The organism is Nostoc sp. DedVER02 (genome assembly GCF_034530675.2).
Classification (GTDB): Bacteria; Cyanobacteriota; Cyanobacteriia; order Cyanobacteriales; family Nostocaceae; genus Nostoc.
The window spans coordinates 1-26,479 of record NZ_JAVRCP020000055.1; the positions used below are offsets into that span (position 1 = coordinate 1).

Below are 26,479 nucleotides of genomic sequence, written 5' to 3' on the forward strand. Positions count from 1 at the left end.
TGATCAAAAATTTTGGTTTTCGAGACGCGATAAATCGCCGTCTCTACAAGTGTTTTGGTCTTATCTGAACTGTATTGTTTTATGATCAACTGCTCTAAAACACTTGGAGAAAGGTTGACAAAATCTGTGCTGCTTATCGCTTTCAGCCTAGAGATATCGGTATTACCCAGTCTACAGGCTGAACTTGGGATAGAGCTAATCCTAAAACCCAGGTTTTAAGAATCGATATGATAGAAAAGTAGATAAAATTTAAAAAATATTTATCGAATGGTGCTTCAATCATCTGGCTTGTCCAAGCTCAAAGACTCATTAACACAAAAAATGTTCTTGGGTAATGAACCCAATGCGGAGTTAATTGCAATTCTCACCGTTTACTTTGTCCAAGGAATTTTAGGGCTATCGCGTCTAGCCGTAAGCTTTTTCCTCAAAGATGAACTGCTGCTGAGTCCAGTCGAGGTGTCGGCGCTATTGGGAATTGTCTTTTTACCTTGGATGATTAAGCCAGTGTTTGGCTTTATCTCTGATGGCTTGCCCATATTTGGCTATCGTCGTCGTCCTTACTTGATTTTATCCGGGATATTGGGAACTGCTTCCTGGATGAGTTTAGCCACAATAGTTCATACTAGCTGGGCAGCTACATTAGCGATCGCTCTTGGTTCTCTTAGTGTCGCTATGAGTGATGTCATAGTTGACTCGCTGGTTGTGGAACGTGCCAGAGGCGAATCGCAAGCAAAAGCTGGTTCGCTACAATCTTTATGTTGGGGTGCTTCTGCGATCGGAGGTTTAATAACAGCATACTTTAGTGGTTTGTTGCTCCAATACTTTACTACCCGTACTGTCTTTGGAATTACCGCCTTATTCCCTCTCATCGTCTCAGGGGTAGCTTGGTTAATTGCTGAGTCCCCCGTTAGCAAAGATACTAACGAAAGTAATCACACCAACCCTTTACCAATCAAACATCAACTAAAACAGCTACGCCAAGCCATTACCCAAAAAACAATTTGGCTACCAACGGCCTTTGTCTTCATCTGGCAAGCGACCCCAAATGCTGAATCAGCCTTTTTCTACTTCTCTACGAACGAATTACACTTTGAACCAGAATTTTTGGGGCGGGTAAACTTGGTGACAAGTTTCGCTTCTTTAGCAGGTGTTTGGATTTTTCAACGTTTCCTTAAAAGTATCCCTTTTCGCGTAATTTTTGCTTGGAGTACTGTACTCTCGTCACTTTTAGGGATGACGACGCTGTTGTTAGTGACTCACACAAACAGGCTATTGGGTATAGATGACCACTGGTTTAGTTTGGGTGATAGCCTTATTCTCACTGTGATGGGGAAAATTGCCTTTATGCAAGTGATGGTTCTAGCAGCAAGGCTTTGTCCCTCTGGAGTGGAAGCAACGTTATTTGCCTTATTGATGTCGGTATTTAATTCAGCAGGAACGGTTTCCCAAGCATTGGGGGCATTACTCACCTATTGGCTGGGAATTACTGCAACTAATTTTGAGTCACTTTGGCTATTGGTGGTCATTACTAACCTTAGTACGCTGTTACCTCTACCATTTATAAATTGGCTACCTGCTGCTGAAGAGCAAACTGAGACATCCAAAGATGGGGAAAAAGAGTTTTTGCCTGATTTGATGTCTGAGTTGGTACTGAGAGAACCAGAGTCAAAAATAGTGGAATAGTGCAATAAATTCAAAGTCGAGTCAGTACGCTGCCTCCCCGTTGCAGCGAAGTTGCAAAAAAAGTCTTAGCGGTTACATATTTTCGTGCAAAGTAACAATAGAAGACAAAGTATATGCATTTGAAAAATCAAGAAAGCCTAGTTACAGAAAAATCCTACACTCGTGCAGACTGGCAGGGGGGATATGAATCTCTCACCCAAGAGTTTGATTATTGGATTGATGATATAGAAGGGCAAATCCCTACAGAGTTACAAGGTACGCTGTTTAGAAATGGCCCCGGTTTGTTGGATGTGAATGGTCAATATCTTCATCACCCGTTTGATGGGGATGGGATGATTAGCAAAATTACCTTTACTAATGGTCGTGCCCATTTTCGTAACCGCTTTGTCCGTACAAGTGGGTATTTGGCAGAGCAAAAAGCGGGAAAAATCCTTTATCGCGGTACTTTTGGTACTCAAAAACCCGGCGGTTGGCTAGCTAATATCTTTGATTTCAAACTCAAAAATATTGCTAATACAAATGTTATCTATTGGGGTGGTAAACTGCTAGCACTGTGGGAAGCTTCTGAAGCATATCGCCTCGATCCCTACACTCTTGAAACTTTGGGAAATGAATATTTTAATGGTGCTTTGTCAGCAGGTGCAGCTTTCGCTGCTCATCCCCGCGTGGAAAATAATTGTGAGGAAGATGGGGGTAAACCTTGCCTGGTAAATTTCTCGATTAAGCCGGGATTATCTACCACCATTACTATTTTCGAGCTAAACCCAGCGGGTGAAATTGTTAGACAGCACGCTCATCAGGTTCCAGGTTTCTGTTTCATTCACGATTTTGTTATTACTCCCAATTACTGCATCTTCTTTCAAAATCCTGTCACCTTTAATCCCATACCTTTCGCCTTGGGAATACGTGCGGCGGGAGAATGTATCAAATTTCAGCCAAATCAGCCAACTCAAATCATAATTATTCCCCGCTTCCCTAAAGAAGGGCAAGAAGAGATAAAAATTCTGGAAACTCAGTCGGGTTTCGTCTTCCACCACGTTAATGCTTTTGAGGTAAGAGACGAAGTTTTGATTGACTCTATTTGCTACCAAGATTTACCAGAAGTGGAACCCAAAAGCGATTTTCGACAAGTTGATTTTGAAGCGTCTTCACCTGGACAACTCTGGCGATTTTGTCTGAATCTAAAGGATGGAACAGTACGGCAAGAATTAATCGATAGTCGCTGTTGTGAATTTCCTAGCATCCATCCGGCGAATGTCGGACACCCTTATCGATATCTATATATAGGTGCGGCTCATGCAGAAACTGGTAATGCTCCCTTACAAGCTTTGCTGAAAATTGATTTAGAGTCTGGAGAAAAACAACTTTGGAGTGCTGCACCCCGTGGTTTTGTCGGTGAACCGATTTTTGTCCCGCGCCCAGGTTCCGAAAAAGAAGATGATGGTTGGGTATTAGCTTTGGTTTATGATGCTGCCCATCACCGGTCAGATTTGGTAATTTTAGATGCTAGTGATTTCTCTAAAGGAGCGATCGCGCGGCTACATCTCAAGCATCATATTCCTTATGGTCTACATGGGAGCTTTACTTCTGAGGTTTTTGGGGAAATTTGATCCCTTATTTGGGTGAAACCATTTTTTCACTGGCAATGATATGCAAATCGATATTTTTGAGCAAGCGCACCAATTTTTGGGTTAACGATCCCTTGAGGAACATTTGCCAGCGCGATCGCTGACTCTCTCCAATTACAATTTGGGTAATCCGATATTTTTCGGCAACTTCAGCGATCGCATTGGCTACGTTACTGTTGGTAACACGAAGAAAAGTACCTTCAAATTCGTTACAAAGTTTCTCACAAGTGTGGATGTGTAGGCTTTCCTCCTTGGTAAGGAAGCGTTCTGGATCGGCAACGAATAAAGTATAAATCGGTGCATTCATATAGTTAGCTATCCTCGCACCCCGGCGTAACAGCTGCACTGAGTTGGGATAGGTGGATATGCAAACCAAAACCCGCTCGTGAATATTACAAAATTGTCCGTTGGGGGTAGTTGCGATCGCATTTCCTTCAACGTTGTCTGCAACTTCTCGCAAAGCCAACTCTCGCAAAGCAATCAGGTTACGGCGTTGGAAAAAGTTATCTAGGGATTGTTGGATTTTTTGAGGTGCGTAAATTTTCCCTTCTAATAAGCGTTCTTGCAGGGTTTCTGGTGTGACATCCACTACCACTACTTCATCTGCTTCATCCAGAATCCTGTCAGGAACTCGCTCACGGACTATCACTCCGGTAATTCTAGCTACTAAGTCATTGAGACTTTCCAAATGTTGCACATTCATTGTGGAGTAGACATCAATACCTGCTGCCAAAACTACTTCTACATCTTCGTAGCGTTTTTCGCGTGGGGAACCAGGGACATTGGTATGGGCAAGTTCATCAATTAAGGCTAATTGGGGCGATCGCTTTAAAATAGCATCTGTATCCATATCCGTTAGCGTCAAATCACCGCGAGGATATTGCTTACGGGGTAAAATCTCCAGTCCCTCTGCCTTCTCCTCCGTGTCCTTGCGTCCGTGGGTTTCCAAAAGCCCAACTACGACATCAATTCCTTCGTGTTTAAGGGCATGTCCCTCTTCCAGCATCCGATAAGTTTTGCCTACCCCAGGAGCCATACCAATAAATATTTTATGCTTACCGCGCCGTCGTGCCGGATAAAGCGAGTAACTTCCAGAATTTAAAGGTGCAGTACCAATCGAACCAGTATTACTATTCTCTGACATTTCATTCTTGGTATCTATCGCAATCGAGTGCTGAGTGATGAGTGCTGAGTTAAGAGTTATTATTGTCCTCCCAATTCCCAATGCCCAATTCCCAATTCCCAATTATTGATTTTGCTGACGATTAAAATCTTGCAAGTCAAGAGCATAATTCAATCTCAGAACATTGACTCCCGGTTCGCCAAAAATCCATAGAAATCTGCCATCAGTATACTTATTAATTAAACGTAGGATCTCATCTTCTCTTACTCCCCGCGCACCAGCAACCCGCGTCAATTGCTGCCGTGCTGCTTTGAAAGAAATATGCGGATCTAAACCAGAAGCAGACGTATAAATCATATCAGCAATCGGTTGAAGATTTTCATCTCGCAATTGATTTGCCTCTTCTAGAATCCGCTTAAGTAGTTCTGGATTACTAGCAGCGAGATTACTGGCTCCAGATATACCGGTTGGCTTGGCTTTTTTGCCCTGACTATATCTAACAGTACTAGGACGAGGATGGAAATATCGCTCAGATGTGAATGCTTGACCAATCAAAGCCGAACCAATTGGTTCATTTTTAAGATTCAGCACAATGCTGCCATTGGCTTGATAGGGTAAAAAAACTTGACCCACTACCAGGATGATCAGAGGATAGATGATTGCAGTTAACAACCAAAGCATTAAAGTTATAAAAATTGCTCTGATAGTTTCTCGAATAATAGTCATAAAAAGTTTTCCAATTACTACTAAAATTTAAGTTTTAAGTTTTAATTTTAATTCTTTTACCCAATCAAAACGAAATTCAAAGATGCTGTTAGCAACAGCATAAATAGCTGTGGCAATTACCACATTCAAGCACAGCAGGATAAAAATAGCGAGTGTTAGGTGATGTTCACGCCATTGCAACCAAACAAAGGATATAGCCTTTATCACATCTATCGACAGAAACTTCTCCCAAACATCGACCTGTTTATTCATATTCTTTTGGTTTCCTCTCTCAACAGGTAAAAGTAAAAATGTTTATGATTTTACTTTGGTGAAGATGCGCTTGTTTCATAGCGTCTGTACTTTTGCTTTCTTAAGCCAAACCCACAAGTGTAATCAGTACGTCTATCAACTTAATGGCGATAAACGGCGCGATTACCCCACCTAAGCCATAAATTAAGATATTGCGTTGGACTAGCTGATTAGCTGTTAGTGGTCTAAACCGCACACCCTTCAATGCCAAGGGAATCAAAGCGGGAATAATCAAAGCATTATAAATCAGTGCTGATAGTACAGCAGAATTAGGGCTAGTCAAATTCATAATATTTAGACTTTGCAAATTTGCAGCGACAAATATGACTGGGATAATTGCAAAGTATTTAGCAATATCATTAGCGATGGAAAATGTCATCAAAGCCCCGCGAGTAATCAACAATTGTTTACCAATGCTAATGATATCGATCAGCTTTGTGGGATCGGAGTCTAAATCCACCATGTTGGCGGCTTCTTTTGCAGCTTGCGTTCCTGTATTCATGGCAACGCCGACGTTAGCTTGAGCTAATGCGGGAGCATCGTTAGTTCCATCTCCCGTCATCGCAACTAGTTTTCCTGCGGCTTGTTCCTTTTTAATGACGTTGATTTTGTCTTCTGGTGTGGCTTCGGCAATGAAGTCATCAACACCTGCTTCTTTAGCAATGACAGAAGCTGTAATTTGGTTGTCTCCAGTTAGCATGATAGTACGCACTCCCATCCGTCGCAGTGCAAGGAAGCGATCGCGGATACCAGGTTTAACTATATCTTTGAGATAAACAACCCCATAGATTTCGTTATCTAGGCTAACTGCTAAAGGTGTACCTCCCAGACGAGAAACTCGTTCGTAGGCAGAATCTAATTCTGGCGTATTGCGTCCGTTGCGAGAACGGACAAATCCTTTAATGGCTTCTACTGCTCCCTTCCTCGCCTCATAACCACCAGGTAAGTTAGTCCCACTCATCCGAGTTTTGGCTGAAAAATCAATTCCTTCCGCCTGGTTGGAGTCGAAATCAAACCTTGCGCCTAGCATCTCTGCCAGTCGGACAATAGATTTACCTTCTGGTGTATTATCAAAGATACTAGCCGCCCACGCAACGTTAGCAATTTCTGACATTGAATGACCGTCAATGGGGATAAACTCTTCCGCCAAACGGTTGCCCAGGGTAATTGTACCTGTCTTATCGAGAACTAAAGTGTTGACATCACCACAAGCTTCAACTGCTCGTCCTGAAGTTGCTATGACATTAAATTGGGCAACTCGATCCATGCCAGCAATACCAATGGTACTGAGTAAGCCGCCAATGGTTGTAGGAATTAATGCTACTAATAGGGCAATTAAAATTGGTACGCTGACTGGACTGTTGACATAGTAAGCAAGTGCGGGCAAGGTTACTACAACTAACAAAAATACTAAGCTGAGAACTGCCAGCAATACTGTCAAGGCAATTTCATTGGGTGTTTTGCTGCGTTCTGCACCTTCTACCAAGGCAATCATCCGGTCAATAAAGCCTTTGCCTGGATCAGTAGTGATACGGATGATTAATTCATCTGAGATAATCCGCGTCCCACCAGTGACGGAACTGGAAACGTCGGAGCCTGATTCTTTTAATACTGGTGCGGATTCTCCAGTAATTGCCGATTCATCTACTGAGGCGACACCCATAATTACCTCGCCATCGGCGGGAATGACATCGCCAGCAATGACGTAGATGTTATCGCCCTGTCTCAGGCTGGTGGATGAAACTTCACTAATTGTACCGTCAGGAGCTAGTTTTTTAGCGATCGCCTCTGATTTCGTTAATCGCAAAGCATCAGCTTGAGCTTTACCCCGCCCTTCTGCCACTGCTTCGGCAAAATTGGCAAACCAAACTGTAAAAAATAAAATCCCTGACAACAAGGCGTTGAAAAGTTGCGGTTTTTTTTGCAAGGCTGGGCCAAATAGGTTGGGATCAATGGTTAGCAATAGGATGATGATTGTCCCCACCCAAACCACAAATATCACGGGATTTTTGATTGCATACTTAGGGTTGAGCTTGACAAAAGCATCTCTAATTGCTCTTAAGTACAGCCACTTCGTACTTGTCCTTGCTCTTTTACGTCCTTGGCGGCGATCGCTAGAACGAGGATTTGGCCGTCTAGCTTTGAAGTTAGTTGCCACTTGATTTATGAATAAAGTTAAAAGTTAGGAGGAGAGACGCGGTGAATCGCGTCTGTACAAGAGGTGGGAGGAGAGACGCGATGAATCGCGTCTGTACAAGAGGTGGGAGTTTCCAATAAAAATATATCCAACCTGTAGGGCACGTTACGCGATCGCTAATACAAGCCAGTTTTTAGAATGGATAGCGATCGCGTAGCGTTTCTGAGATTGAGCGTTGGGAACCTTCTTTTGGGTTCTACAGCACTGGCTTCCCTATAAAACCGGATAAGTTATTTATTTTTTGGTATTCTCTTAATTTCAGACTTATAACTCATAAATTTTCTAATTGCCAGATGCTAGTTTCAAACCCTCAGCTATGGGGCCTAAAGCTAGAACGGGAAAGAAGGTCAACACCCCTAAAACTAATGTCACTCCAGCAGTTATACCAGTAAATACTAGAGAATCAGTTCTTAGAGTACCAGGGGTTTCTTGTACTTGTTGTTTGCGAGCCATGCCATCAGCTAACAGCAGGATGGCAATTATCGGAATGTAGCGTCCTCCTATTAAGCTAACTAAAGTACTTAAGTTCCACCACAGGGTGTTATCCTTCAACCCTTCTAAGCCGGAACCATTATTTGCCGCAGCTGAGGCGTATTCATAAACTACTTGAGAAATACCGTGATAGCCAAAGTTGCTAATGCCAGAAAGGGAAATGGGATAAGCCAAAGCGATCGCACTGGGAATCAAAACTAGAATTGGGTGAATCAACAACACCACGCTGGCGAGGACGATTTCCCGTTTTTCAATTTTGCGTCCTAAAAACTCTGGGGTGCGACCTGCCATTAGTCCAGTTAAGAACACTGTGAGAATTAAGTAAATAAATAGGTAAGCTGTTCCAGTTCCCTGCCCACCCCAGATAACCTGGATAAACAAGTTGAAAAGAGTCGAAAATATTCCTTGCGGCATCAAAGAATCGTGCGCCCCATTTACAGCGCCAGACATAGTAGCAGTAGTCATAACTGCCCAAAATGCCGTTTGTGCCCAGCCAAATCGAACTTCTTTACCCTCCAAATTGGGCTGTTCTAATCCAAAAGCGTTATTAACCAGGGGATTTCCTTGCAGTTCTCCCACGGCTGTCACTCCCACCAGAACGACAAAAATCACAAACACCATCCAAAAAAGTAGCCAAGCTTGTTTGATGTTGTTAGCAAAGATACCGTAAGTGTAAATCAAGGCTGCTGGTATAGAAATCATGGCAATCATTTCTATCAAATTAGAAGCGCCATTAGGATTTTCAAAAGGATGGGCTGAGTTTACGCCAAAAAAGCCACCGCCGTTTTCACCCAAAAGTTTAATCATTTCAAAGGATGCTACTGGCCCTCTGGCAAGATATTGCGTCCCACCTTCTAAGGTTCTCACATCCATTGTCTTCGCTAATGTTTGTGGTACACCTGTTATAAGCAAAGCGATCGCTCCGATAATCGAAATTGGCAGCAATATGCGCGTAATTCCACGGACTAGATCGACATAAAAATTTCCCAGTTTTCTACCCGTCAACCCGCGAATAAAGGCAATTCCCACAGATAACCCAGTGGCTGCGGAGGTGAACATCAAAAAGCCTAAAGCCGCTACCTGGCTAAAATAGCTTAAGGTTGTCTCACCAGCATAGTGCTGCTGGTCGGTATTCGTTACAAATGAAATGGTTGTGTGCAGTAATACATCCCAACTGATAGCACCAAAGCCGTTAGGATTCCAGGGTAAGATTCTCTGAAAATATAACAGTAAATATACTGAAATACCCATAATTAGATTACTGCAAATTACAGCCCGGATATACTGCGAACCCGTCATATCATCTTTTCTGCGAACACCCGCTAGTACGAACATGCTTCGCTCTATAGGATTCATGAGAAAATCAAGCAGTGTTCTTTCTCCCAAGAATACACGAGCTATATATCTACCGAGTAGCGGAGTGATTGCTATGACAATACACAGTGTTAAGCCAATTTGCAAAAAACCTTGTCCCATATATTTCGCGCTTAATAAAATTTAAATGCTAGTAAGCCAATTATTAGAAATAACAGATTAACTGTTGAGGTATTTGATTTGGAGGAATTTAGTTAGGACTTACGCAAAATCATGATAAAACGAACCGCATTCGCGTAGCGTCTCGTTAAAGAAGGACGCAAAGGACACAAAGTAATAAGAGTTTCAGAGAGTTATTGCGTAAGTCACGTTAGTAATATATATAGCAGTCTGCTTTGATTGTTGAATTTATTTGCGTAATGCGCGAAGCGCGATCGGCAGTTAAGAGGCAATAGGCAAAAAAAGAAGACTCTTCAAGTTTTACCTAAGTTCGCAACAATCAAATACTATTCATATATTAGAATTCTTCTTCAATACTATTTTCCAGATACTTATTAAACTTTTTGTTAAAAATATTTAATCTTTACTTTTAATTCATCTATCTCGCTATTTAGTACTATTTGTTTATACAATACATTCTCGAAGTTTGCTACGTTCAAAGAATATAAATATTTAAGAGGATTTTATTAAAGGAATTACAGTATGGGAAGGTTGTGTTAGATACTCAGTCCATTGTGGACAACTACCCAGTCCCCAGTTCCCAATCCCCAGGCCCTCGTTCAATACTCAAGTTCATATTTGCAGATATAGATTGCAGATAAATCATAATCGCTGAATTAAATAGTTGTAAAGATAGTAGATAACGATTTTTTAGTATGATATTGAGCCGATTAGTGGCTATGAAAGAAGCTATAAATGAGCGTCGGGAGACTTATGGGCTAATAGCGATCGCTTTTGCGATCGTAATAGGCTTAGAATATTTGACACCACCTGAGTACGTATTTGGCTACCTCTACACAGGAACGATTTTGGTAGCAGATTCTCGATTGAGTCGGAAAGCAGTATTGGGGATCACTTTGGTAGCCACAGGATTAACATTGTTAAATTTGTTTATCCCAGGCGGAGAAATGATTAATGCCCCAACGTTGGCAAATAGATTGATTGCAGTATTGGCTTTGATGGTAACGGGTTGGTTAAGCGATCGCAACCACCGCAATGAAGAAGCGATCGCTTATACCCAAGCACAATTACGCTCCCAAGAACAACTAGCTATCATGCGTGAAGATTTTGTATCTACCCTAACCCATGATTTGAAAACACCTTTATTAGGAGCAATTGAAACGCTGAAATATTTTCAAAACGAGCAATTTGGTGAAATCACGCCAATGCAAGCAAAAGTTCTTCAAACAATGGCTCGTAGTCATCGGAGTACACTGCAATTAGTCCAAACCCTGTTAGATGTATACCGTAATGATGCTGAAGGGTTGAAATTACAGATATCACCCGTTAACTTGGCAACCATAGCGGAGGAAGTAATCGCTACCCTGACTGAACTAGCAAGAACCCGGCAGGTTTATATTTCTCTGCACTATGGCGAATCAGATTTTCGGAGTTTTCTCTGGGTAAATGGCGATTCCTTGCAACTGGGGCGAGTTTTCACCAATCTCCTAAGTAATGGTATTAATCATACCCCCCGTGGGGGTAAAGTAGAAGTAGTACTTGAAGGTTATTCTAGCGATCAAGTGGTAAAAATACTCGATACTGGTTCCGGCTTTACCGAAGAAGAGTTACCCCATTTATTTGAGAGATTTTATCAAGGACATAGCGATCGCCACGTCTCAGGATCTGGACTAGGGCTTTATTTAACCAGGCAAATTATCGCTGCTCATGGGGGTACAATTTGGGCAGAGAATCGCTCACCACGAGGCGCACTGTTTGGTTTTAGACTCCCAGCTTGTCCACCACCGGGGAGATGAGAAATCAATTAAAAACTAAAAATTAAAAATTAAAAATTAAAGAACTTCTGCCCCTTGACTAATGACAAATGACAAATGACAAAAATCTTACTCGTTGAAGACGATGAATTGTTTCGGCTTGGTCTGCGGATGCGGTTGCAGCAAGAAACTACTTTGGAGATTGTCGCAGAAGCAGAAGATGGAGAACAAGCTGTAGAATTAGCAAATCGCTATCCCTTAGATTTGGTCTTGATGGATATAGGTTTACCCGGTATTGGTGGGATTGAAGCTTGTCGGCAAATCAAGCAGAAGCACCCAAATTTACCAGTTCTCGTTTTAACATCTCGTTCTGAAAAACCTCTGATTTCACGGTTAATTGCTGCTGGGGCACAAGGTTACTGTCTGAAAGGTATTCCTGCTGAGTCTTTGATATTGGCAGTGCGATCGGTTGCAGCCGGGGCTTCATGGTGGGATCAAACGGCAACAACAGAGATTAGAGCAGCTTTTGAGGGTAATTCTAATGCGGCGCTACCTGCAAAAACTGAGGGAACCCTAGAAAATCCCTTAACGAAGCGGGAGCAGGAAATTTTGGCACTGGTAGCAACTGGCAAAAGCAATCAAGAAATTGCTGAAATTCTCTACATTGCCCCTGGTACAGTGCGGGTTCATGTTCATGCTATTTTACAGAAACTAGAAGTACGCGATCGCACTCAAGCCGCAGTCTTAGCTATCCAAAAAGGATTAGTAGCACCAGAATTGTTGATTAACTAGATTAAAATAATTCGTAATTCGTAATTCGTAATTCGTAATTCAATTTTGCAACAAAGATTTAGACCGCGCTACAAAACTTGTCAAAATCTTGTTGATTTTAGATAGACAAGATTTTTCAATAGACCTCTTGGCATTTGTGCTTTTTGCAAGAGAGGGGAAAAGGGTAAAGGGAAAATAACAAACCTTTCCCCCTTTCCCCTTCCCCTTTTCCCGACAAATGCCAAGAAGTCTAATCTTTTACCCTGTAAAATCACATAATATTTAATGGATCTACATCAATTGTCAAACTAACAGACGAAGGACAAAGCGATCGCACTTGTTCCCAATCTGGTAATTGTGGTAACGCATCTGGGGCAAATTTAATCAATATTTGCCAGCGATAACGATTAGCTACCCGTAAAATACTCGCTGGTGCTGGGCCTAATATCTCGAATTCTTCTTCTGTACTCAAGGCTGTGGCGATAATTTGCGCGGTATTTTGCACTTGAATGGGATCGAGACTACTTAAGCGCAACAAAATTAACCGCCCATAAGGGGGATAATTGAGGGCTTGCCGTTGTTCTAACTCGGCTTGGGAAAAAGAGTGATAATCGTGCGATCGCACTGCTGCAATTACCTGATGTTCGGTAGTGTAAGTTTGTACAATCACTCTCCCCGGATCGTCGCCTCTCCCGGCACGTCCGGCGACTTGAGTCAAGGTTTGAAATGCCCGTTCACTGGCGCGATAATCTGATAAATTTAGCAATCCATCGGCAGCAACAACGCCCACAAGTGTCACCTGTGGTAAATCTAAACCTTTGGTGAGCATTTGCGTACCCACTAATAAATCTGCTTCGCGGTTAGCAAATTGGGTGAGTAGAGTACGATGTGAGCCTTTGTTACGGGTGGTATCGCTATCAAAACGAATCAAGCGCAACTCTGGGAACTGTCGCGCTAATTCCTGTGTGACTCGCTGAGTACCGCTACCAAAGAATTTCAGGTAAGGGGAACTACAATCGGGGCAGAATTTGGGATGCGATCGCGCATAATTACAATAATGACAACGTAATAATTCCGGCGCTTTTTCCTCAGTATGGTGATACGCCAGCGAAACATCACAGTATGGACACTCCAACACATATCCACAACTGCGGCAAGAGACAAAAGTACTGTGTCCCCGACGATGAATAAATAAAATTCCCTGTTGTTTTCTCTCTTGCAACTGTTGCAAAGCTGCTTGCAGCGATCTACTAAATATAGAACGATTCCCCTGCTGCAACTCTTGCCGCATATCGACTATTTCCACAGGCGGTAAAGGGCGGGAATTGACACGTTCGGGCAAACTTAAGTAATGAGTGCTGAGTGCTGAGTGCTGAGTGCTGAGTGCTGAGTGCTGAGTGCTGAGTGAGGAGTGAGGAGTTACAAATTCTCCCCCTGCCCCCTGCCCCCTGCCTCCTACCCCCTGCCTCCTCACCCTTACCCAACTCTCCAAGGAAGGGGTAGCTGAACCCAACACCAAGGGGCAATTTTCTAATTCGGCTCGCCACTGGGCAACGGTGCGGGCGTGATAGGTGGGTATGGGTGAGTCTTGCTTAAAGCTGCTGTCGTGTTCTTCGTCTAAAATAATTAAACCCAAATTGGGCAAAGGCGCGAAAACGGCACTGCGCGTACCAATGACAACTTGAGGTTCTCCTGTGAGCATAAGCCGCCAAGTGTCATAACGTTCGCCATCGGAGAGGGCGCTGTGATAAACGCTGACTTTATTGCCAAAACGGGCGCGAAAACGATCGGTTAGCTGAGGTGTAAGTCCAATTTCTGGGACTAAAACGAGGGCGGATTTACCTTGATTGATGAGAGGTGCGATCGCTTGCAAATATACTTCGGTTTTTCCTGAACCTGTCACTCCATGCAATAAAACTTCAGCAAATCCATCTAATGTCTGGATTGTCTCTAAAGCGCTAGCTTGGGCAGTAGTTAAAGATTTAGCCCCATCACCTGCCAATGCTGGCCCCTGTTCGGTTCGCAATACTTCCCGTTCTTCGATGACAATGTAACCCTTTTGTGTCAAAGTTTTGAGAATTGAAGAACTCGCATTACAAATTTGCAGTAATTCATTTTGCCACAACTCCCCATTATGCCGCCGCAGCACTTCCAAAATCTCTCGTTGGCGAGTAGTTAACTCTTGGTCAATTGTACCTGTGAGGGTGACTGCTTTTTGCAACTTTGGTCGAGTCAGACGTGGCGGTTCTAAATAGCTTTCTACTAACCCAAATCGCAGCAACTCCCGAATTCCCCGATAAGCAGATTTGACTTTTTGTTGAAGGTAAACAAAACTGTAGTCTCCCGCCGGTTGCGCTTGCAAAAGTTCCCAAACTTGCCGCGCAGTAGGAGTCAAAAAAGCTAAAGGATGAGAAGATGCTAGCAAATAACTATTTCCCCCTGCCCCCTGCCCCCTGCCCCCTGCCTCCTGCCCCCTGCCCCCTGCCCCCTGCTCCCTGCCCCCTGCCTCCTGCCGTCTGCCCCCTGCCCCCTCTCCTCTAACCAAACGAATACGACGCTGCGATCGCCCCAGCAACCCTGGCGGTAGAGCAACCCGGATTACTTGAATCAAAGGCGTATAGTAATATGCGGCAACTCGATTGAGTAATTCCCAATAAGCAGTTGGGAAAAATCCAGCGCTGACTATATCTTCTACTTCCCGGATTTTTTCTGGTGCTAAATCAATATTTGGTTGTGCCAGTAACCGAATTGCGATCGCTCCTAATTGTTGTGCCCCAAATGGCACGCTCAAAATATCCCCTGGTTTTATTTCTAATTGGGCTGGTAATCGATAAGTAAATAATCCTGTACTTCCTGGACAGTCTACCAATACTTCAACCCACCTATTAGGACTTGTACCTAACTGGTAAGATTCACTAGCTTGGGCCACCATTAAAGGAGATAAATTTATGTCATTAATATACATAGTTGCTGACTTTGTAGTTATATATTTTCCTTACATAGCTGGTCAAAACTAGCCTAGCTAAATAAACTCTAATTTTTTGCTTTCTTAAATTTAAATAGTATTTCTGAATACTGTTATCCTTCATAATACTTGATAAGTTTCCTCTTATGTAATCTACTAGACAAATTCGTATCAACTATACATGCAATAAATATTTGGTACCCACTATACAAATAAAAGCATGTCGGCACTTGCTGAAACAGTTGCTCTATCTACTAAATAGGGAGTAGCCTTTTTCCGCCTATCGATAGATATTCAACCCTTTCTGTATATGAGATGCTTTTATACAAGTAAGATTGTACCAAAATTAAGCTGCAATTATTCTAATTTGTATGATCTGGGTAACTTGAAATAGGTTTTGAATTTATCCAGTGACTTCCAATACCTAAACAGAAAAATATATGAAAGGTTAAGAGATTTGGATGGGTGGTTGAAATTTTTATCTTTGTTTAGGTTGAGAAAGTTTGAGGAGGGTTTGACATATTTGATAATTAAGAAAAAAATGAAGAGAAGAATATAATCTGTTGGAAGCCTGAGAAGAAAGTTTTGTTGGGTGCTAAGGTTAGTTTCGTTATAGGTTGTATCTAACTGTAACCCGTAGGTTGTAGGTAGATACAGATTTTAATTACTGAATAGAAATTAACAGAAGCTTCTATTCCGCTATATAAACGGGTGCATTCGTCCATTAGGGAAAACTACCAAGCCTCAAACGAGTAGCTAAAACTAAATTATGTACCGAGCAAAACAACATATCCCTAAAGGAAGCTATGAATATTGTTGAATTAGGAAAGATGGAAATACTGGAGAATACTGCTGATGTTGATGAACCATCACTCGATCTTTTAGATGCAGTAGCAGATGAAGAACCTCCAATTGTAATAGAAAATCTTGAATCAGATGAACGTGACGGCGATGACATGGCCGCAGCCCGTCCTTCGGGATACAATAAAACCGAGCATGATGATGCCGTCGGCGCATTTTTTAAAGAAATGGCACGTTATCCACTTCTAAAAGCTGATGAAGAAGTAGAGTTAGCGCGGCGAGTTAGGTTTCTAGAAGAAATCAGAGAATTACAAGCTGCTTTAAACTTAAAACTGGGATACGAACCTAGCAAACTAGAAGTAGCTTCTGAGCTAGAAATGACCGAAAAGCAACTAGAAAATCGCTTGTATCAAGGTAGAGTAGCGAAACGCAAAATGATTCGCTCTAACTTGAGGTTAGTAGTTTCTATTGCCAAAAGATATCTAAATCGGGGAGTACCTTTTCTGGATTTAATTCAGGAAGGTGCAATGGGTTTAAATCGCGCTACAGAAAAGTTTGATCCTGATAAGGGTTATAAGTTTTCTACCTACGCCTATTGGTGGATTAGACAAGCCATTACTAGGGCTATAGCTAATGATGCGCGGACAATCCGCCTACCTATTCATATTGTTGAAAAGCTTAACAAGCTGAAAAAAGCTCAACGAGAACTCAAACAAAAACTCTGTCGTAATCCTACCGAAGGAGAAATGGCAGAATCTTTGGAAATTAGCGTGCAACAACTACGCCAGCTACAACAGCTACGCCGTCAAGCACTGTCTCTCAACCACCGCGTCGGTAAAGAAGAAGACACGGAATTGATGGATTTGCTAGAAGATGAAGATAATCTGTCTCCAGAAGCAAAAATGAATGAAAACATGATGCGTCAGGAGATTTGGGAAGTATTGGGCGATGTGTTAACTCCACGGGAGAAAGATGTGATTTCTCTGCGCTATGGTTTGACAACCAGCGAACCCTGTACTTTAGAAGAAGTTGGCAATATGTTCAATCTTTCGCGTGAGCGAGTGCGTCAAATTCAAAGCAAAGCGATGCGGAAATTGCGCCGTCCTCACATAGCCAAACGCTTAAAAGGTTGGTTAGTTTAGTCACATTGATGAAGATAGAGATGCAATACTTAACTTAACTAGTTTCACTAACGAATATGGATCAAATAAAGTGCAAATTTTGCTTTTTATTAAATCCACATTCCTAACTAATTTAGAGAGATTGTATCTGTATATTCCTTGAGCTTCATCTATGAACATCTAGAAAAAAGGGGCATTATGTACCTTTTTTCGGCTTAATGACTCAAAAAAATTGCACAGTTGCCTATAAACTATAGACTGTAAACTATGGACTATAGACTAATGGTTTCGTGTAGCAATTTGATTGTGCGTTTCGCTGAACCAACTGATTACAGCGCACTATTTAAATTAATTCAGGGGCTTGCTGAATATGAGAAATTATCTCATGCTGTCACTGGTGATGCTTTGGCACTGAAGGAGCATTTATTTGGTTCACACAAATATATAGAAGCGATATTAGCAGAATCTGGCGATCAAGCTGTGGGTTTTGCCCTATTCTTTCATAATTATTCAACATTTTTGACCAAGCCAGGAATTTATTTGGAAGACTTATTTGTTTTACCAGAATATCGCAGGCAAGGTATTGGGAAGGCTCTCATTAGTAAAGTAGCTCAGATAGCTGTTGAACGTAATTGTGGGCGTTTAGAGTGGAGTGTGTTGGATTGGAATGAAGCAGCTAAAGAATTCTACCGTAGTATGGGAGCATCTATATTAGATGATTGGCGAATTTGTCGTGTTACAGAAGATGCGCTTACTCAGTTAGGAACTGTTAATTGAAGAAGAATTCAGGAGTCAGGAGCCAGAATTCAGGAGTCAGAATAAAGACGCTTTCTACGAAATGCTAGCGCGAATGCGGACTTGCTCTAAGCGTTCGCGTAGCGTCTTGTAGAGAAGCCATACCGAACTCGTAGAGAAGGGTTTACACTGCGTTATCCGCCACTTGTAGAGAATTCATACCTGTTTTCTGACTCCTGACTCCTGAATTCTATTTTGATAAAAGATGAATTGGGGTAATTTTGATCTTGAATATTTCATCCTTAAATAGCGATCATTTTTTTGTTAATAAAATATTAAATTTTATAAGAAGAATTCAGAAATCAGGAGTTAGAAAAACGCCATGAATTCTGTGCGAGTGGTTGATAGCTTGTGGAGTGCGAGTTCACGATAGCGTAGCGGTAGCGAGTCTGCGAGCGTCGCGTCTGAATATTGGTTTAAAACCGTACTTCATCCCGCTACGCGCTAACGCCTGCAAGTGGCGCGAAAAGAATTAAAATATTCTCGCCTTAAAACTCCATCCCTTCATGGATGGAGTATTCTGACTCCTGTTTATATAATTTTGCATTTTAACGATTGGCGTAGATACATTCACGGAGCGTCTTGTAGAAAAGTACTGTGCTAAAATCCAAAAAATTCCAAATTCCAGAACTTTAAAGCTGAGTTTTACAGGTTGTCATTTGACTATAGGGGCGGCTCAACTGACAATTATGGAGGATATTGCATCGAATAAGCTGTTATTGCAGAGGGAACACGAAATGAAAAAAATAATTACGGTCATGCTGTTAGGCATAGCAATCTTCACCTTTGCCTTCAGCAGTCCAGCACTGGCAGGAGATGCTGTTAGTGGGGCTAAAGTATTTAGTGCTAATTGTGCTTCTTGTCATGCGGGAGGTAAGAATCTGGTTCAAGCAGCAAAAAGTCTGAAAAAGGACGCTTTGGAAAAGTATGATATGTACTCAGCAGAGGCGATTATTGCCCAGGTTACAAATGGTAAAAATGCCATGCCTGCCTTCGGCAAACGTTTGAAAGCTGACAAGATTGAAGATGTAGCTGCTTATGTGCTTTCACAAGCAGATAAGGACTGGAAGTAGACTAACATCTAACTTCAAAAATTAGCAATTAGCGGGGCTTTTTGTCCCGCTAATTTTAGAGTTGTGGAAATTATCAAATAGGGTGCTTATACCAATTTTGGATTAAGAGTTTTGATAAAAAGACTGTTCCAAGAATATCAAACAATACTACCTATCCTAATTTGGTACTATGGATAATTTCTGGCGATTATTTGTCAGTGTAATTATTGCTTTTTCTCTAACTTTTTTGACTTTATCTGCACATTCAGCACCCGTTGATATTACCCAAGTTACAGCGAGTAATTTCTTGGAATTGGGTGTAGATAAGATGCAGCGTGGTAATTACCAGGAAGCAATAGAGAATTTCAATCAGGCAATTGAAGTTGAGAAAGATTTGGCTGTAGCTTATAGCGATCGCTGTGTTGCTTATCTCCAATTACAAGATTACCATCAAGCTGTTACAGATTGTACCCAAGCAATAAATTTTGCACCGGATAACTTTGAAGCTTATCTGAACCGGGGTTTGGCACTCTACAGAGAAGGGGATTATCCTGCTGCCATCGTTGATTATAATCGAGCGATCGCACTTAAAGCCTACGATTTTCGAGCTTATTACAACCGAGGGCTAGCCCGTGCGGAGAATGGGAAAGACTCGGAAGCGATTCTTGACTTTAATTTAGCTTTAGCTCAAATTCCCCGAATCCCTAGCTTACTGCTTGCAGATATCTATAATGACAGAGGTTTAGCGCATTTTCTCTTACAAAATACCGAAGCAGCGATGCTCGACTTTAATCTAGCAATTCGTCTCAACGCTAATGATTATCGAGCTTATTTTAACCGAGGTTGTGCTTGCAGGCGAAATAGAGATGACTTTGGTGCAGTGCGTGATTTTTCTCAAGTTATCAAACTCAACCCAAATAATGCCCAGGCTTATGTTAATCGGGGAGTAGCTCGATATCACTTAGGATATCATTTAGATGCAATGTCTGATTTACAAAAAGCATCTGAATACTTTGAAAACCAAGGAAAAAGAGTTGCTTACGAAAAAACTCTCGATTTACTGAAGAATTTGCGACAACAAATTTCGTCTGTGACGGAAATCGCTCTTTTATAAGGCTGTCAAGGTTATACAGGGTATCCACCAGCTTGAAAAACTTGTTCTGCGGTTAAATTTAATTCGGGGAGAAGAGGTGAGATAATGTGATCGCTACCTTGGAACTGACTGACTTGGTATTCTCCCTCAATTAAAGTATAAAGCGAGACAGTTGGTTGTTTGGGGCTGCCAATAAATCGCCTACCACCTAAAGCAGCATAGTCTACAATCCAGTATTCGGGTATGCCTACAGCTTCGTAATCAGCAACTTTTTTTAAATAATCATCACGCCAATTGCTACTTACTACCTCAACTACTAAGGGTATTGATTCCGCTTGGCTTACAGTAGATTCTTTTTTCCACAGAGGTTCATCTACTAAATTAGGGCGATTTAATATCAATACATCTGGCGAGTAAGCCGATTCATTCTCAGGCGGTTTGACTAAGGCTGTTTTAGGTATGAAGTAAGGGAGATTTAAACGAATACACTCTCTAGTAATTTCAAAAGCTAAAAATCCAATAACCTCTTCATGGTCGCCTGTTGGTTGAGATATTTCGACTATTACTCCATCATGCAACTCATAACGTTTTCCTGTGTTGTCAGGATATTTTGCAACGAATTCATCGAATGTAACTAGTTTACGTAAGGCTTGAATCATTCTATTGTGTTTGCAAAGTGTCCAGTTTTATCAATGCTAACGTAATTATAATTGCTACAAGGCAAAAGGCTGCTAACTGATAAGACGTAGCAGCATCAGAGAACGATCTGTAACTGGTAGACTTTGAGAACCTGAAACTAATTTTCCTCTATCTAAAAAGCGAGGTTCATTAGTGTCAATTACTATCTCCCATACATTATCTTTAAAATCATCGGGTAAAGCAAACTCAAGTAACTCGTAGTGAGCGTTAAAAAATATCAGAAAACTTTCATCAATAATCCGCTCACCACGATCGCCTGGAGTAAGAATTCCCTGCCCATTTAAGAAAATCTCCATCACTTTGGCATAACTAATTAGCCATTGCTTCTCAGTCATCTCACTGCCATCAGCATTAAACCAAGCAATATCATTAATGCCTAAACCGTGGATGGGACGACCATGAAACCATTTACGTCGACGGAATACTGGATGTTGATGGCGAAAATTAATTAGTTCACGTGTAAAGTCTAGTAAATCCGCGTTCGCTTTATGCAAATCCCAATGCCGCCAGGATATTTCATTGTCTTGGCAGTAGACATTATTATTTCCCTTTTGACTACAGCCAATTTCATCTCCCTCTAATAGCATTGGTACGCCTTGAGATAGCATTAAAGTTGCTAAAAAGTTTCGTCGTTGCCGTTCGCGCAAACGCAGTACTTCTGGGTCGTCAGTTTCGCCTTCTATACCACAATTCCAGGATCTATTATGGCTTTCACCATCTCTATTCTCTTCCCCATTTGCGTGGTTATGCTTTTCGTTGTAGCTGACTAAATCATTTAACGTGAAACCATCATGAGCAGTTATAAAATTAATACTTGCATTTGGGTTACGTCCGTTTGTTTGATACAGGTCAGGGCTACCTGTAAAACAGTAAGCAAATTGTCCTAAACTATCATCTACGCCACGCCAAAAATCTCTGACTGTATCTCGATATCTACCATTCCACTCAGACCAACGCAGTGGAAAGTTCCCGACTTGATAGCCGCCTTCTCCTAAGTCCCAAGGTTCAGCAATTAATTTCACATCTGCTAAAATTGGGTCTTGATGAATAATATCAAAGAAAGCTGAGAGGTTATCTACTTCATATAATTCCCGTGCTAGTGCTGAGGCCAAATCAAAACGGAAGCCGTCTACATGCATTTCTATTACCCAATAGCGCAGGCTATCCATAATTAACTTCAGAACTTGAGCATGACGCACATTCAGAGAGTTACCACAGCCTGTAAAATCCATGTAGTAGCGAGGATCGTCTTTTACCAAACGGTAATATACAGAATTATCAATACCTCGCAAAGATAGTGTTGGCCCTAAATGGTTTCCTTCGCCAGTGTGGTTGTAGACTACATCTAAAATCACTTCAATTCCTGCCGAATGGAGTGCCTTGACCATTTGCTTGAATTCGGTGACTTGTTGACCCGCACTTCCACTAGCACTGTAACTAGAATAGGGGGCAAAATAGTTGATGGAATCGTAGCCCCAGTAATTCCTTAATCCTTTATCTTCTAAATGTCCTGGATGAGATAAAAAGTGATGTACTGGCATCAATTCAACTGCTGTAATTCCTAATTGCAGTAAATGTTGAATTGCAGATGGATGTGCTAACCCTGCATAAGTACCACGCAACTCTTCTGGAATAGCTGGATGTAGCTTTGTAAAACCTTTAACATGGGTTTCATAAATAATAGTTGTATGCCAAGGTGTACCAAGCGGTTTATCACCTTCCCAATCAAAGGATTGATCCACGACAACACACTTTGGCATTATTTTGGCATCATCTAGTTCAGAAAAAACTAAGTCTTTTTCCTCAGCATCTATAGAATAGGCAAAGACAGATGGATCGTTACTAAACTCACCATCAATTGCTTTAGCGTAGGGGTCAATTAATAGTTTATTGGGATTAAATCGATGACCGGCTTCTGGTGCCCATATCCCATGCACTCTAAACCCATACTTTTGACCAGGGCCTACTCCTGGTAAGTAACCATGCCAAACAAAATTATTTTTTTCTGTTAAAGGTACGCGAACCTCTTCGTCATCGTTATCAAATAAACAAAGCTCTACCCCAGTTGCATTTTCCGAAAATAAAGCGAAGTTTGTTCCTTTACCATCCCAAGTTGAACCTAAAGGATATACATTCCCTGGCCATACTGGTACATACATAAGCAAATTTTAAATAATTAGGTTTTTGGTAATTAATCAAGGTCGATTATTTTGAATAATTAGTTAAAGTTTGGAGTTACTAATAATTCATTTAAAAGCACCAACATTAAAGCTTAACTGATAAATAATGTCATCTACTCTATCAGGAGTCATATAAATCTCTATTCCTTAAGTCTTAAAAATTGAGGCAGACGGTAACAAGCAGGAAGAAATCTGCTCTATGCTTCAGTAAAGCGAACAGAGGGAGTAAGGCTTTAAAATCATAACTTGTCATTGCTTTAGCAATGACAAATTATCATCTTTGGTAAACTTGCAAAATTGGGATGCTCCCTTAAAATCTTTATTAGACAGCGATTTAGGTGGCTGTGGTAGGGACAATTCATGAATTGTCTCTACAAAAGATGTGGTTTTTTAACCAACCCATATTTAGTATTTCCTGTCAATGCGTAAATTCTATTTAAATGTGGTAGTTATGGAGTTGAAGGCATAGTCAGTGAATTAACTAACTAATTATCAAACTGTGGAAATATGACGGCATGTCTTTTGACACGATTTTACTCTTACAGCAAGAATATTACGTGGTGACTATTTTTACTTGGTGTGAAAGAGAACGTGAAAAAGGATTTTTTGTTGCTGACAGTTGCTTTACCAAGTTTACTGATAGCGTTCCCCAGCTTTGCTGCTGAGAGTGAAATTAAGGAAAGAAATACTGATAAATCAACCGAAGTCATTTCAGATATTCCGAGTTTGAGTGAAATCGGGCTACCTGCTACTAATGCTGAATTATTAACTCAACAATCTGCACCGAGCGAAGTTAATCCAGAAACAGAGCAAACTCCGAGCGATGATGCAGATATTTACATAGAAACGATCGCAGAACCAGACAACCTACCTCAATCTACACCAACTTACGTAATTGATAAAGAAGAAATTCAAAAGCAGGGCGCTACCAGTTTAGCCGATATCTTGAAAAGAATGCCTGGTTTTGCAATCAATGATGTCGGTCATGGTGCAGATACTCATACAGGTACATACTACCGGGGAGCTTCAATTAATCAATCTGTATTTTTGATTAATGGTAGACCAATTAACAATAATGTCAACACTTATCATGGTGGAACTGACTTAAATAGCATTCCTATAGAAGCGATTGAGCGAGTCGAATTATATAGCGGTACAGCTTCCGCTTTATTTGGTTCCTCAGCTTTTGGGGGAGTTGTGAATATTATCACCAAAGAAGGTTATGGCAAACCTAAATTGAGTGCTAGTGCAGAATTTGGCTCATTGAGTTTAAATAACCAACAAGTAACTTATGGTGGTTCATCCAATAATGTCAAATACAACTTTAGCTTTGAAAGATTTTTTACAGACAACCGTTATCGCGTCCCTGTAGGTGCAGCAAATCGTGATGATCAAGGATTTTTATTCAATGCAGATACAGCTACAAGTACCTACTTTGGGAGCATTGGGCTAGATTTAGATAAGAAAAATTCATTGAATTTAGATGTTACTGCACTTAGCAGTCGTCGCGGCTTAATTTATTTCGGTTTTCCTCTCCAAAGAGATAGATTAGACCACGATGGTTTAAATGTTGGCTTATCCTGGAAAACTCGACTAGGTAATGGAGAAAGCTCTAATCTGACAACCTCAATTGGTTATAACCAAGATTATTTCAGCACTTATGGCCCTACAGGAGCATTTTATCGCACAGGAACTTTAGATACGCAACAACTTACAGCCAGAGTAGATCATGAGTGGAAAATTACTTCCAATAATAAATTACGTTGGGGATTAGATTTGAAAAACACCGATTTAACCGGTGATGTTTTGAGTACAAATCCTAGTAGGATTGCTAATAACGGAACTCAAGATAGGAGTTTGTTCAATACAGCTTTATTTGCTGTAAATACTTGGAATATTAGCGATAACTTTTTAATAGATTTAGGGTTAAGGCAAACTTTTGACAGCCAGTTTGGAAATTATCTCAACCCTAGTGTTGGATTACGTTATGCCGTCACACCAGTAGTAGCAGTACGTGGAAGTTGGGCAGGAGCGCAACGCAATCCTGGGTTAGATCAGTTGTATTTTTATGATACAGTTCATGGTTGGGAACCTAACCCTGATTTAAGACCAGAAACTGGTTCTACTTGGAGTGCTGGAGTAGATGTTAATTTTTCTCAAAATTTAATTGGGCAGTTTACTTACTTTGGTAGTAGTATAGGCGATCGCTTGGGAGTGACCGCCGGAAGATGGGAAAACATTGGATTAGTAGATACCAATGGTTTAGAAGCAGCGTTGCAATTAAGAATTGCGGGTGGCTGGTCAACTTTCCTCAACTACACTTATACAGATGCTCAAATAAAAACAGGTTCAGAGAGAGGTTTACAATTAGGCTTGATTCCCTACTCTGTACTTCAAACTGGCTTAGGTTATGAAAAAGCAGGATGGCAAGCGAACTTGTATGTTACCTACAATAGTGGCGCTCGTAGATCCATCTTTGCTAACTCTACTGACAAGGCTACAGATTTTGCACCGTCTTTTGTAAATTTAGATTTGAGTGGACGTGTACCTTTAACTAGCAATGTAGGATTGACATTTTACTTAGAAAATTTACTAGGTGAGCAATATGAGCGAGTTAATCGCATTTATAGCCCTGGATTTACTTTTCGTGTGGGTTTAAGCGCCAATTTTTAGGTGTTAAATGTAGAGATTTTGCAATAACAAAATCTCTACATTATTGGGATAAATAGTACCCATACGCTTTATACAATACGCTGCTAAGTATGATTTTCGTTAGAGGCGATCGGAATTAGATGAACCTCCAATCGTTGATTGAGGGCACGCGCAATTTTTTGCAGCATTGAAAGCGAGTGTCCTTCATACTCAGCATCTTCAACCCGCGCAATCACCGATTGCTTTGTCCCAATGCGATTAGCAAGTTGCTGTTGAGTCAATCCCGCTTGTGTCCGGGCACGATAAATTAGTTGTGCAAGTTCTGCATTTAACGAAGATTCTTTGATCATTTCCTCCATTTCAGGATCTTCAGAGGTTATTTGTTGAAGAATCTTCAGTGCATCATTCGTCTTCGCCATTTTCTGTTTCCTCCACGTAGGTATGAACTGCTGGATTAGCTTCAAATTGAGCCTTTCGCTGAATCGTTCGCTCAATCTCTATATCAGGAACTCGATCTTCATCTTTTGCGATCGCATGAGTCAAAATCGCTACATTCTGTCCAGAAAAGAAGTACAAAATGCGATACTGCACTCGAACATGCTTTGCCCGTAATTCATAAATTCCATCACGCAGGTAATCTGCCGCAGGCCGTCGCAATTCGTAACCTGTACTTGCAAGTTGTTGAATTCTAGCAACACAATTGGCATAGCCTTTGCGATCTTGCTTTAGGAGGGTCTTAAGCCATTCCAGAACCGGAACCATGCCATCTTGATCTTGATAAAAAATAATTCTTGTTTCGGGCAAAGTCTTTGACCCTTGTAATCCAACTTACTTTATCACAATATTGCTATAAAAACATAATCAGATTGCCTAACGCAGGACTATACAATATGGTGCGTTAGGCTAAAGCCATGACCCACTACTTAAAATTTACTTTTAATCTAAAATCTAAAATCCAAAAT

The 26,479-nt window shown here is 41.2% G+C and carries 19 protein-coding genes; 9 read left to right on the forward strand and 10 right to left on the reverse strand.

Going from position 1 to position 26,479, the window contains the following annotated elements; translation table 11 throughout:
- The first annotated feature begins 267 nt into the window (after positions 1-267).
- Together RMZ41_RS29515 and RMZ41_RS29520 are read left to right on the forward strand one after the other, a co-directional pair.
- Positions 268-1,683: a folate/biopterin family MFS transporter gene (locus RMZ41_RS29515; RefSeq protein WP_322644674.1), complete on the forward strand. Its 1,416-nt coding sequence runs from the start codon at positions 268-270 to the stop codon at positions 1,681-1,683.
- Positions 1,684-1,796: 113 nt separating this feature from the next.
- The gene (locus tag RMZ41_RS29520; RefSeq protein WP_322644673.1) at positions 1,797-3,293 is read left to right on the forward strand and encodes a carotenoid oxygenase family protein; all 1,497 of its coding nucleotides are present in this window, start codon (positions 1,797-1,799) and stop codon (positions 3,291-3,293) included.
- A 4-nt stretch (positions 3,294-3,297) separates the two neighbouring features.
- Here the strand turns inward: RMZ41_RS29520 and RMZ41_RS29525 are convergent, their stop codons facing one another.
- The 5 genes from RMZ41_RS29525 to kdpA all read right to left on the reverse strand — a co-directional run bounded on the left by RMZ41_RS29525 (position 3,298) and on the right by kdpA (position 9,616).
- On the reverse strand, positions 3,298-4,455 hold the full coding sequence (locus RMZ41_RS29525) for a universal stress protein (RefSeq protein ID WP_322644672.1): 1,158 nt from the start codon (positions 4,453-4,455) through the stop codon (positions 3,298-3,300).
- Positions 4,456-4,557: 102 nt separating this feature from the next.
- Positions 4,558-5,160 (reverse strand): K(+)-transporting ATPase subunit C, encoded by a 603-nt coding sequence (kdpC, locus tag RMZ41_RS29530; protein WP_322644671.1) that lies wholly within the window; start codon positions 5,158-5,160, stop codon positions 4,558-4,560.
- A gap of 27 nt (positions 5,161-5,187) precedes the next feature.
- On the reverse strand, positions 5,188-5,412 hold the full coding sequence (locus tag RMZ41_RS29535; protein WP_322644670.1) for a hypothetical protein: 225 nt from the start codon (positions 5,410-5,412) through the stop codon (positions 5,188-5,190).
- A 100-nt stretch (positions 5,413-5,512) separates the two neighbouring features.
- Positions 5,513-7,618 (reverse strand): potassium-transporting ATPase subunit KdpB, encoded by a 2,106-nt coding sequence (gene kdpB, locus RMZ41_RS29540; RefSeq protein ID WP_322644717.1) that lies wholly within the window; start codon positions 7,616-7,618, stop codon positions 5,513-5,515.
- Positions 7,619-7,930: 312 nt separating this feature from the next.
- Positions 7,931-9,616, reverse strand: a complete 1,686-nt coding sequence (gene kdpA / locus RMZ41_RS29545) for a potassium-transporting ATPase subunit KdpA (RefSeq protein WP_322644669.1) — start codon at positions 9,614-9,616, stop codon at positions 7,931-7,933.
- 737 nt (positions 9,617-10,353) lie between these two features.
- On the opposite strand from kdpA, the gene RMZ41_RS29550 reads away from it, so the two are divergent.
- Positions 10,354-11,430 carry a HAMP domain-containing sensor histidine kinase gene (locus RMZ41_RS29550; RefSeq protein WP_322644668.1) on the forward strand — a complete coding sequence of 359 codons (1,077 nt, stop codon included), beginning with the start codon at positions 10,354-10,356 and terminating at the stop codon, positions 11,428-11,430.
- A gap of 75 nt (positions 11,431-11,505) precedes the next feature.
- Positions 11,506-12,180: a response regulator transcription factor gene (locus tag RMZ41_RS29555; RefSeq protein WP_322644667.1), complete on the forward strand. Its 675-nt coding sequence runs from the start codon at positions 11,506-11,508 to the stop codon at positions 12,178-12,180.
- A gap of 250 nt (positions 12,181-12,430) precedes the next feature.
- Here RMZ41_RS29555 and priA read toward each other — a convergent pair whose 3' ends face one another.
- Positions 12,431-15,124: a primosomal protein N' gene (priA, locus tag RMZ41_RS29560; protein WP_322644666.1), complete on the reverse strand. Its 2,694-nt coding sequence runs from the start codon at positions 15,122-15,124 to the stop codon at positions 12,431-12,433.
- Positions 15,125-15,930: 806 nt separating this feature from the next.
- Here priA and RMZ41_RS29565 point away from each other — a divergent pair.
- From RMZ41_RS29565 to RMZ41_RS29580, 4 genes are all read left to right on the forward strand, one after another.
- Positions 15,931-17,067: an RpoD/SigA family RNA polymerase sigma factor gene (locus RMZ41_RS29565; RefSeq protein WP_322644665.1), complete on the forward strand. Its 1,137-nt coding sequence runs from the start codon at positions 15,931-15,933 to the stop codon at positions 17,065-17,067.
- A gap of 261 nt (positions 17,068-17,328) precedes the next feature.
- A complete protein-coding gene (locus tag RMZ41_RS29570) occupies positions 17,329-17,823 on the forward strand; it encodes a GNAT family N-acetyltransferase (protein WP_322644664.1) in 495 nt (164 codons plus the stop codon).
- A 755-nt stretch (positions 17,824-18,578) separates the two neighbouring features.
- Positions 18,579-18,914, forward strand: coding sequence for a cytochrome c6 PetJ (gene petJ, locus RMZ41_RS29575; protein ID WP_322644663.1), 336 nt, complete (start codon positions 18,579-18,581; stop codon positions 18,912-18,914).
- 169 nt (positions 18,915-19,083) lie between these two features.
- Positions 19,084-20,007 (forward strand): tetratricopeptide repeat protein, encoded by a 924-nt coding sequence (locus RMZ41_RS29580; protein ID WP_322644662.1) that lies wholly within the window; start codon positions 19,084-19,086, stop codon positions 20,005-20,007.
- A gap of 11 nt (positions 20,008-20,018) precedes the next feature.
- Here RMZ41_RS29580 and RMZ41_RS29585 read toward each other — a convergent pair whose 3' ends face one another.
- Positions 20,019-20,645, reverse strand: coding sequence for a Uma2 family endonuclease (locus tag RMZ41_RS29585; protein ID WP_322644661.1), 627 nt, complete (start codon positions 20,643-20,645; stop codon positions 20,019-20,021).
- Positions 20,646-20,717: 72 nt separating this feature from the next.
- Positions 20,718-22,844: a glycogen debranching protein GlgX gene (gene glgX / locus RMZ41_RS29590; protein ID WP_322644660.1), complete on the reverse strand. Its 2,127-nt coding sequence runs from the start codon at positions 22,842-22,844 to the stop codon at positions 20,718-20,720.
- Between the two features lie 612 nt (positions 22,845-23,456).
- Here glgX and RMZ41_RS29595 point away from each other — a divergent pair.
- Complete coding sequence (locus RMZ41_RS29595; RefSeq protein WP_322644659.1) at positions 23,457-25,538, forward strand: TonB-dependent receptor; 2,082 nt, start codon at positions 23,457-23,459, stop codon at positions 25,536-25,538.
- Between the two features lie 83 nt (positions 25,539-25,621).
- Here the strand turns inward: RMZ41_RS29595 and RMZ41_RS29600 are convergent, their stop codons facing one another.
- Both RMZ41_RS29600 and RMZ41_RS29605 read right to left on the reverse strand, forming a co-directional pair.
- Positions 25,622-25,936: a multiprotein-bridging factor 1 family protein gene (locus RMZ41_RS29600; RefSeq protein WP_322644658.1), complete on the reverse strand. Its 315-nt coding sequence runs from the start codon at positions 25,934-25,936 to the stop codon at positions 25,622-25,624.
- The gene (locus tag RMZ41_RS29605; protein ID WP_322644657.1) at positions 25,920-26,321 is read right to left on the reverse strand and encodes a type II toxin-antitoxin system RelE/ParE family toxin; all 402 of its coding nucleotides are present in this window, start codon (positions 26,319-26,321) and stop codon (positions 25,920-25,922) included. The genes RMZ41_RS29600 and RMZ41_RS29605 overlap by 17 nt, the downstream gene beginning before the upstream one ends.
- Positions 26,322-26,479: the final 158 nt, after the last annotated feature.

Excerpts from the sequence above, each read along its gene's own strand:
- RMZ41_RS29570 (WP_322644664.1), top strand. The coding sequence starts at position 17,329 with ATGGTTTCGTGTAGCAATTTGATTGTGCGTTTCGCTGAACCAACTGAT.
- RMZ41_RS29525 (WP_322644672.1), bottom strand. The coding sequence starts at position 4,455 with ATGTCAGAGAATAGTAATACTGGTTCGATTGGTACTGCACCTTTAAAT.
- RMZ41_RS29580 (WP_322644662.1), top strand. The coding sequence starts at position 19,084 with ATGGATAATTTCTGGCGATTATTTGTCAGTGTAATTATTGCTTTTTCT.
- priA (WP_322644666.1), bottom strand. The coding sequence starts at position 15,124 with ATGTATATTAATGACATAAATTTATCTCCTTTAATGGTGGCCCAAGCT.
- RMZ41_RS29585 (WP_322644661.1), bottom strand. The coding sequence starts at position 20,645 with ATGATTCAAGCCTTACGTAAACTAGTTACATTCGATGAATTCGTTGCA.
- RMZ41_RS29535 (WP_322644670.1), bottom strand. The coding sequence starts at position 5,412 with ATGAATAAACAGGTCGATGTTTGGGAGAAGTTTCTGTCGATAGATGTG.
- kdpC (WP_322644671.1), bottom strand. The coding sequence starts at position 5,160 with ATGACTATTATTCGAGAAACTATCAGAGCAATTTTTATAACTTTAATG.
- RMZ41_RS29600 (WP_322644658.1), bottom strand. The coding sequence starts at position 25,936 with ATGGCGAAGACGAATGATGCACTGAAGATTCTTCAACAAATAACCTCT.
- RMZ41_RS29550 (WP_322644668.1), top strand. The coding sequence starts at position 10,354 with ATGAAAGAAGCTATAAATGAGCGTCGGGAGACTTATGGGCTAATAGCG.
- RMZ41_RS29565 (WP_322644665.1), top strand. The coding sequence starts at position 15,931 with ATGAATATTGTTGAATTAGGAAAGATGGAAATACTGGAGAATACTGCT.
- petJ (WP_322644663.1), top strand. The coding sequence starts at position 18,579 with ATGAAAAAAATAATTACGGTCATGCTGTTAGGCATAGCAATCTTCACC.
- RMZ41_RS29515 (WP_322644674.1), top strand. The coding sequence starts at position 268 with ATGGTGCTTCAATCATCTGGCTTGTCCAAGCTCAAAGACTCATTAACA.
- RMZ41_RS29520 (WP_322644673.1), top strand. The coding sequence starts at position 1,797 with ATGCATTTGAAAAATCAAGAAAGCCTAGTTACAGAAAAATCCTACACT.
- RMZ41_RS29555 (WP_322644667.1), top strand. The coding sequence starts at position 11,506 with ATGACAAAAATCTTACTCGTTGAAGACGATGAATTGTTTCGGCTTGGT.
- glgX (WP_322644660.1), bottom strand. The coding sequence starts at position 22,844 with ATGTATGTACCAGTATGGCCAGGGAATGTATATCCTTTAGGTTCAACT.
- kdpA (WP_322644669.1), bottom strand. The coding sequence starts at position 9,616 with ATGGGACAAGGTTTTTTGCAAATTGGCTTAACACTGTGTATTGTCATA.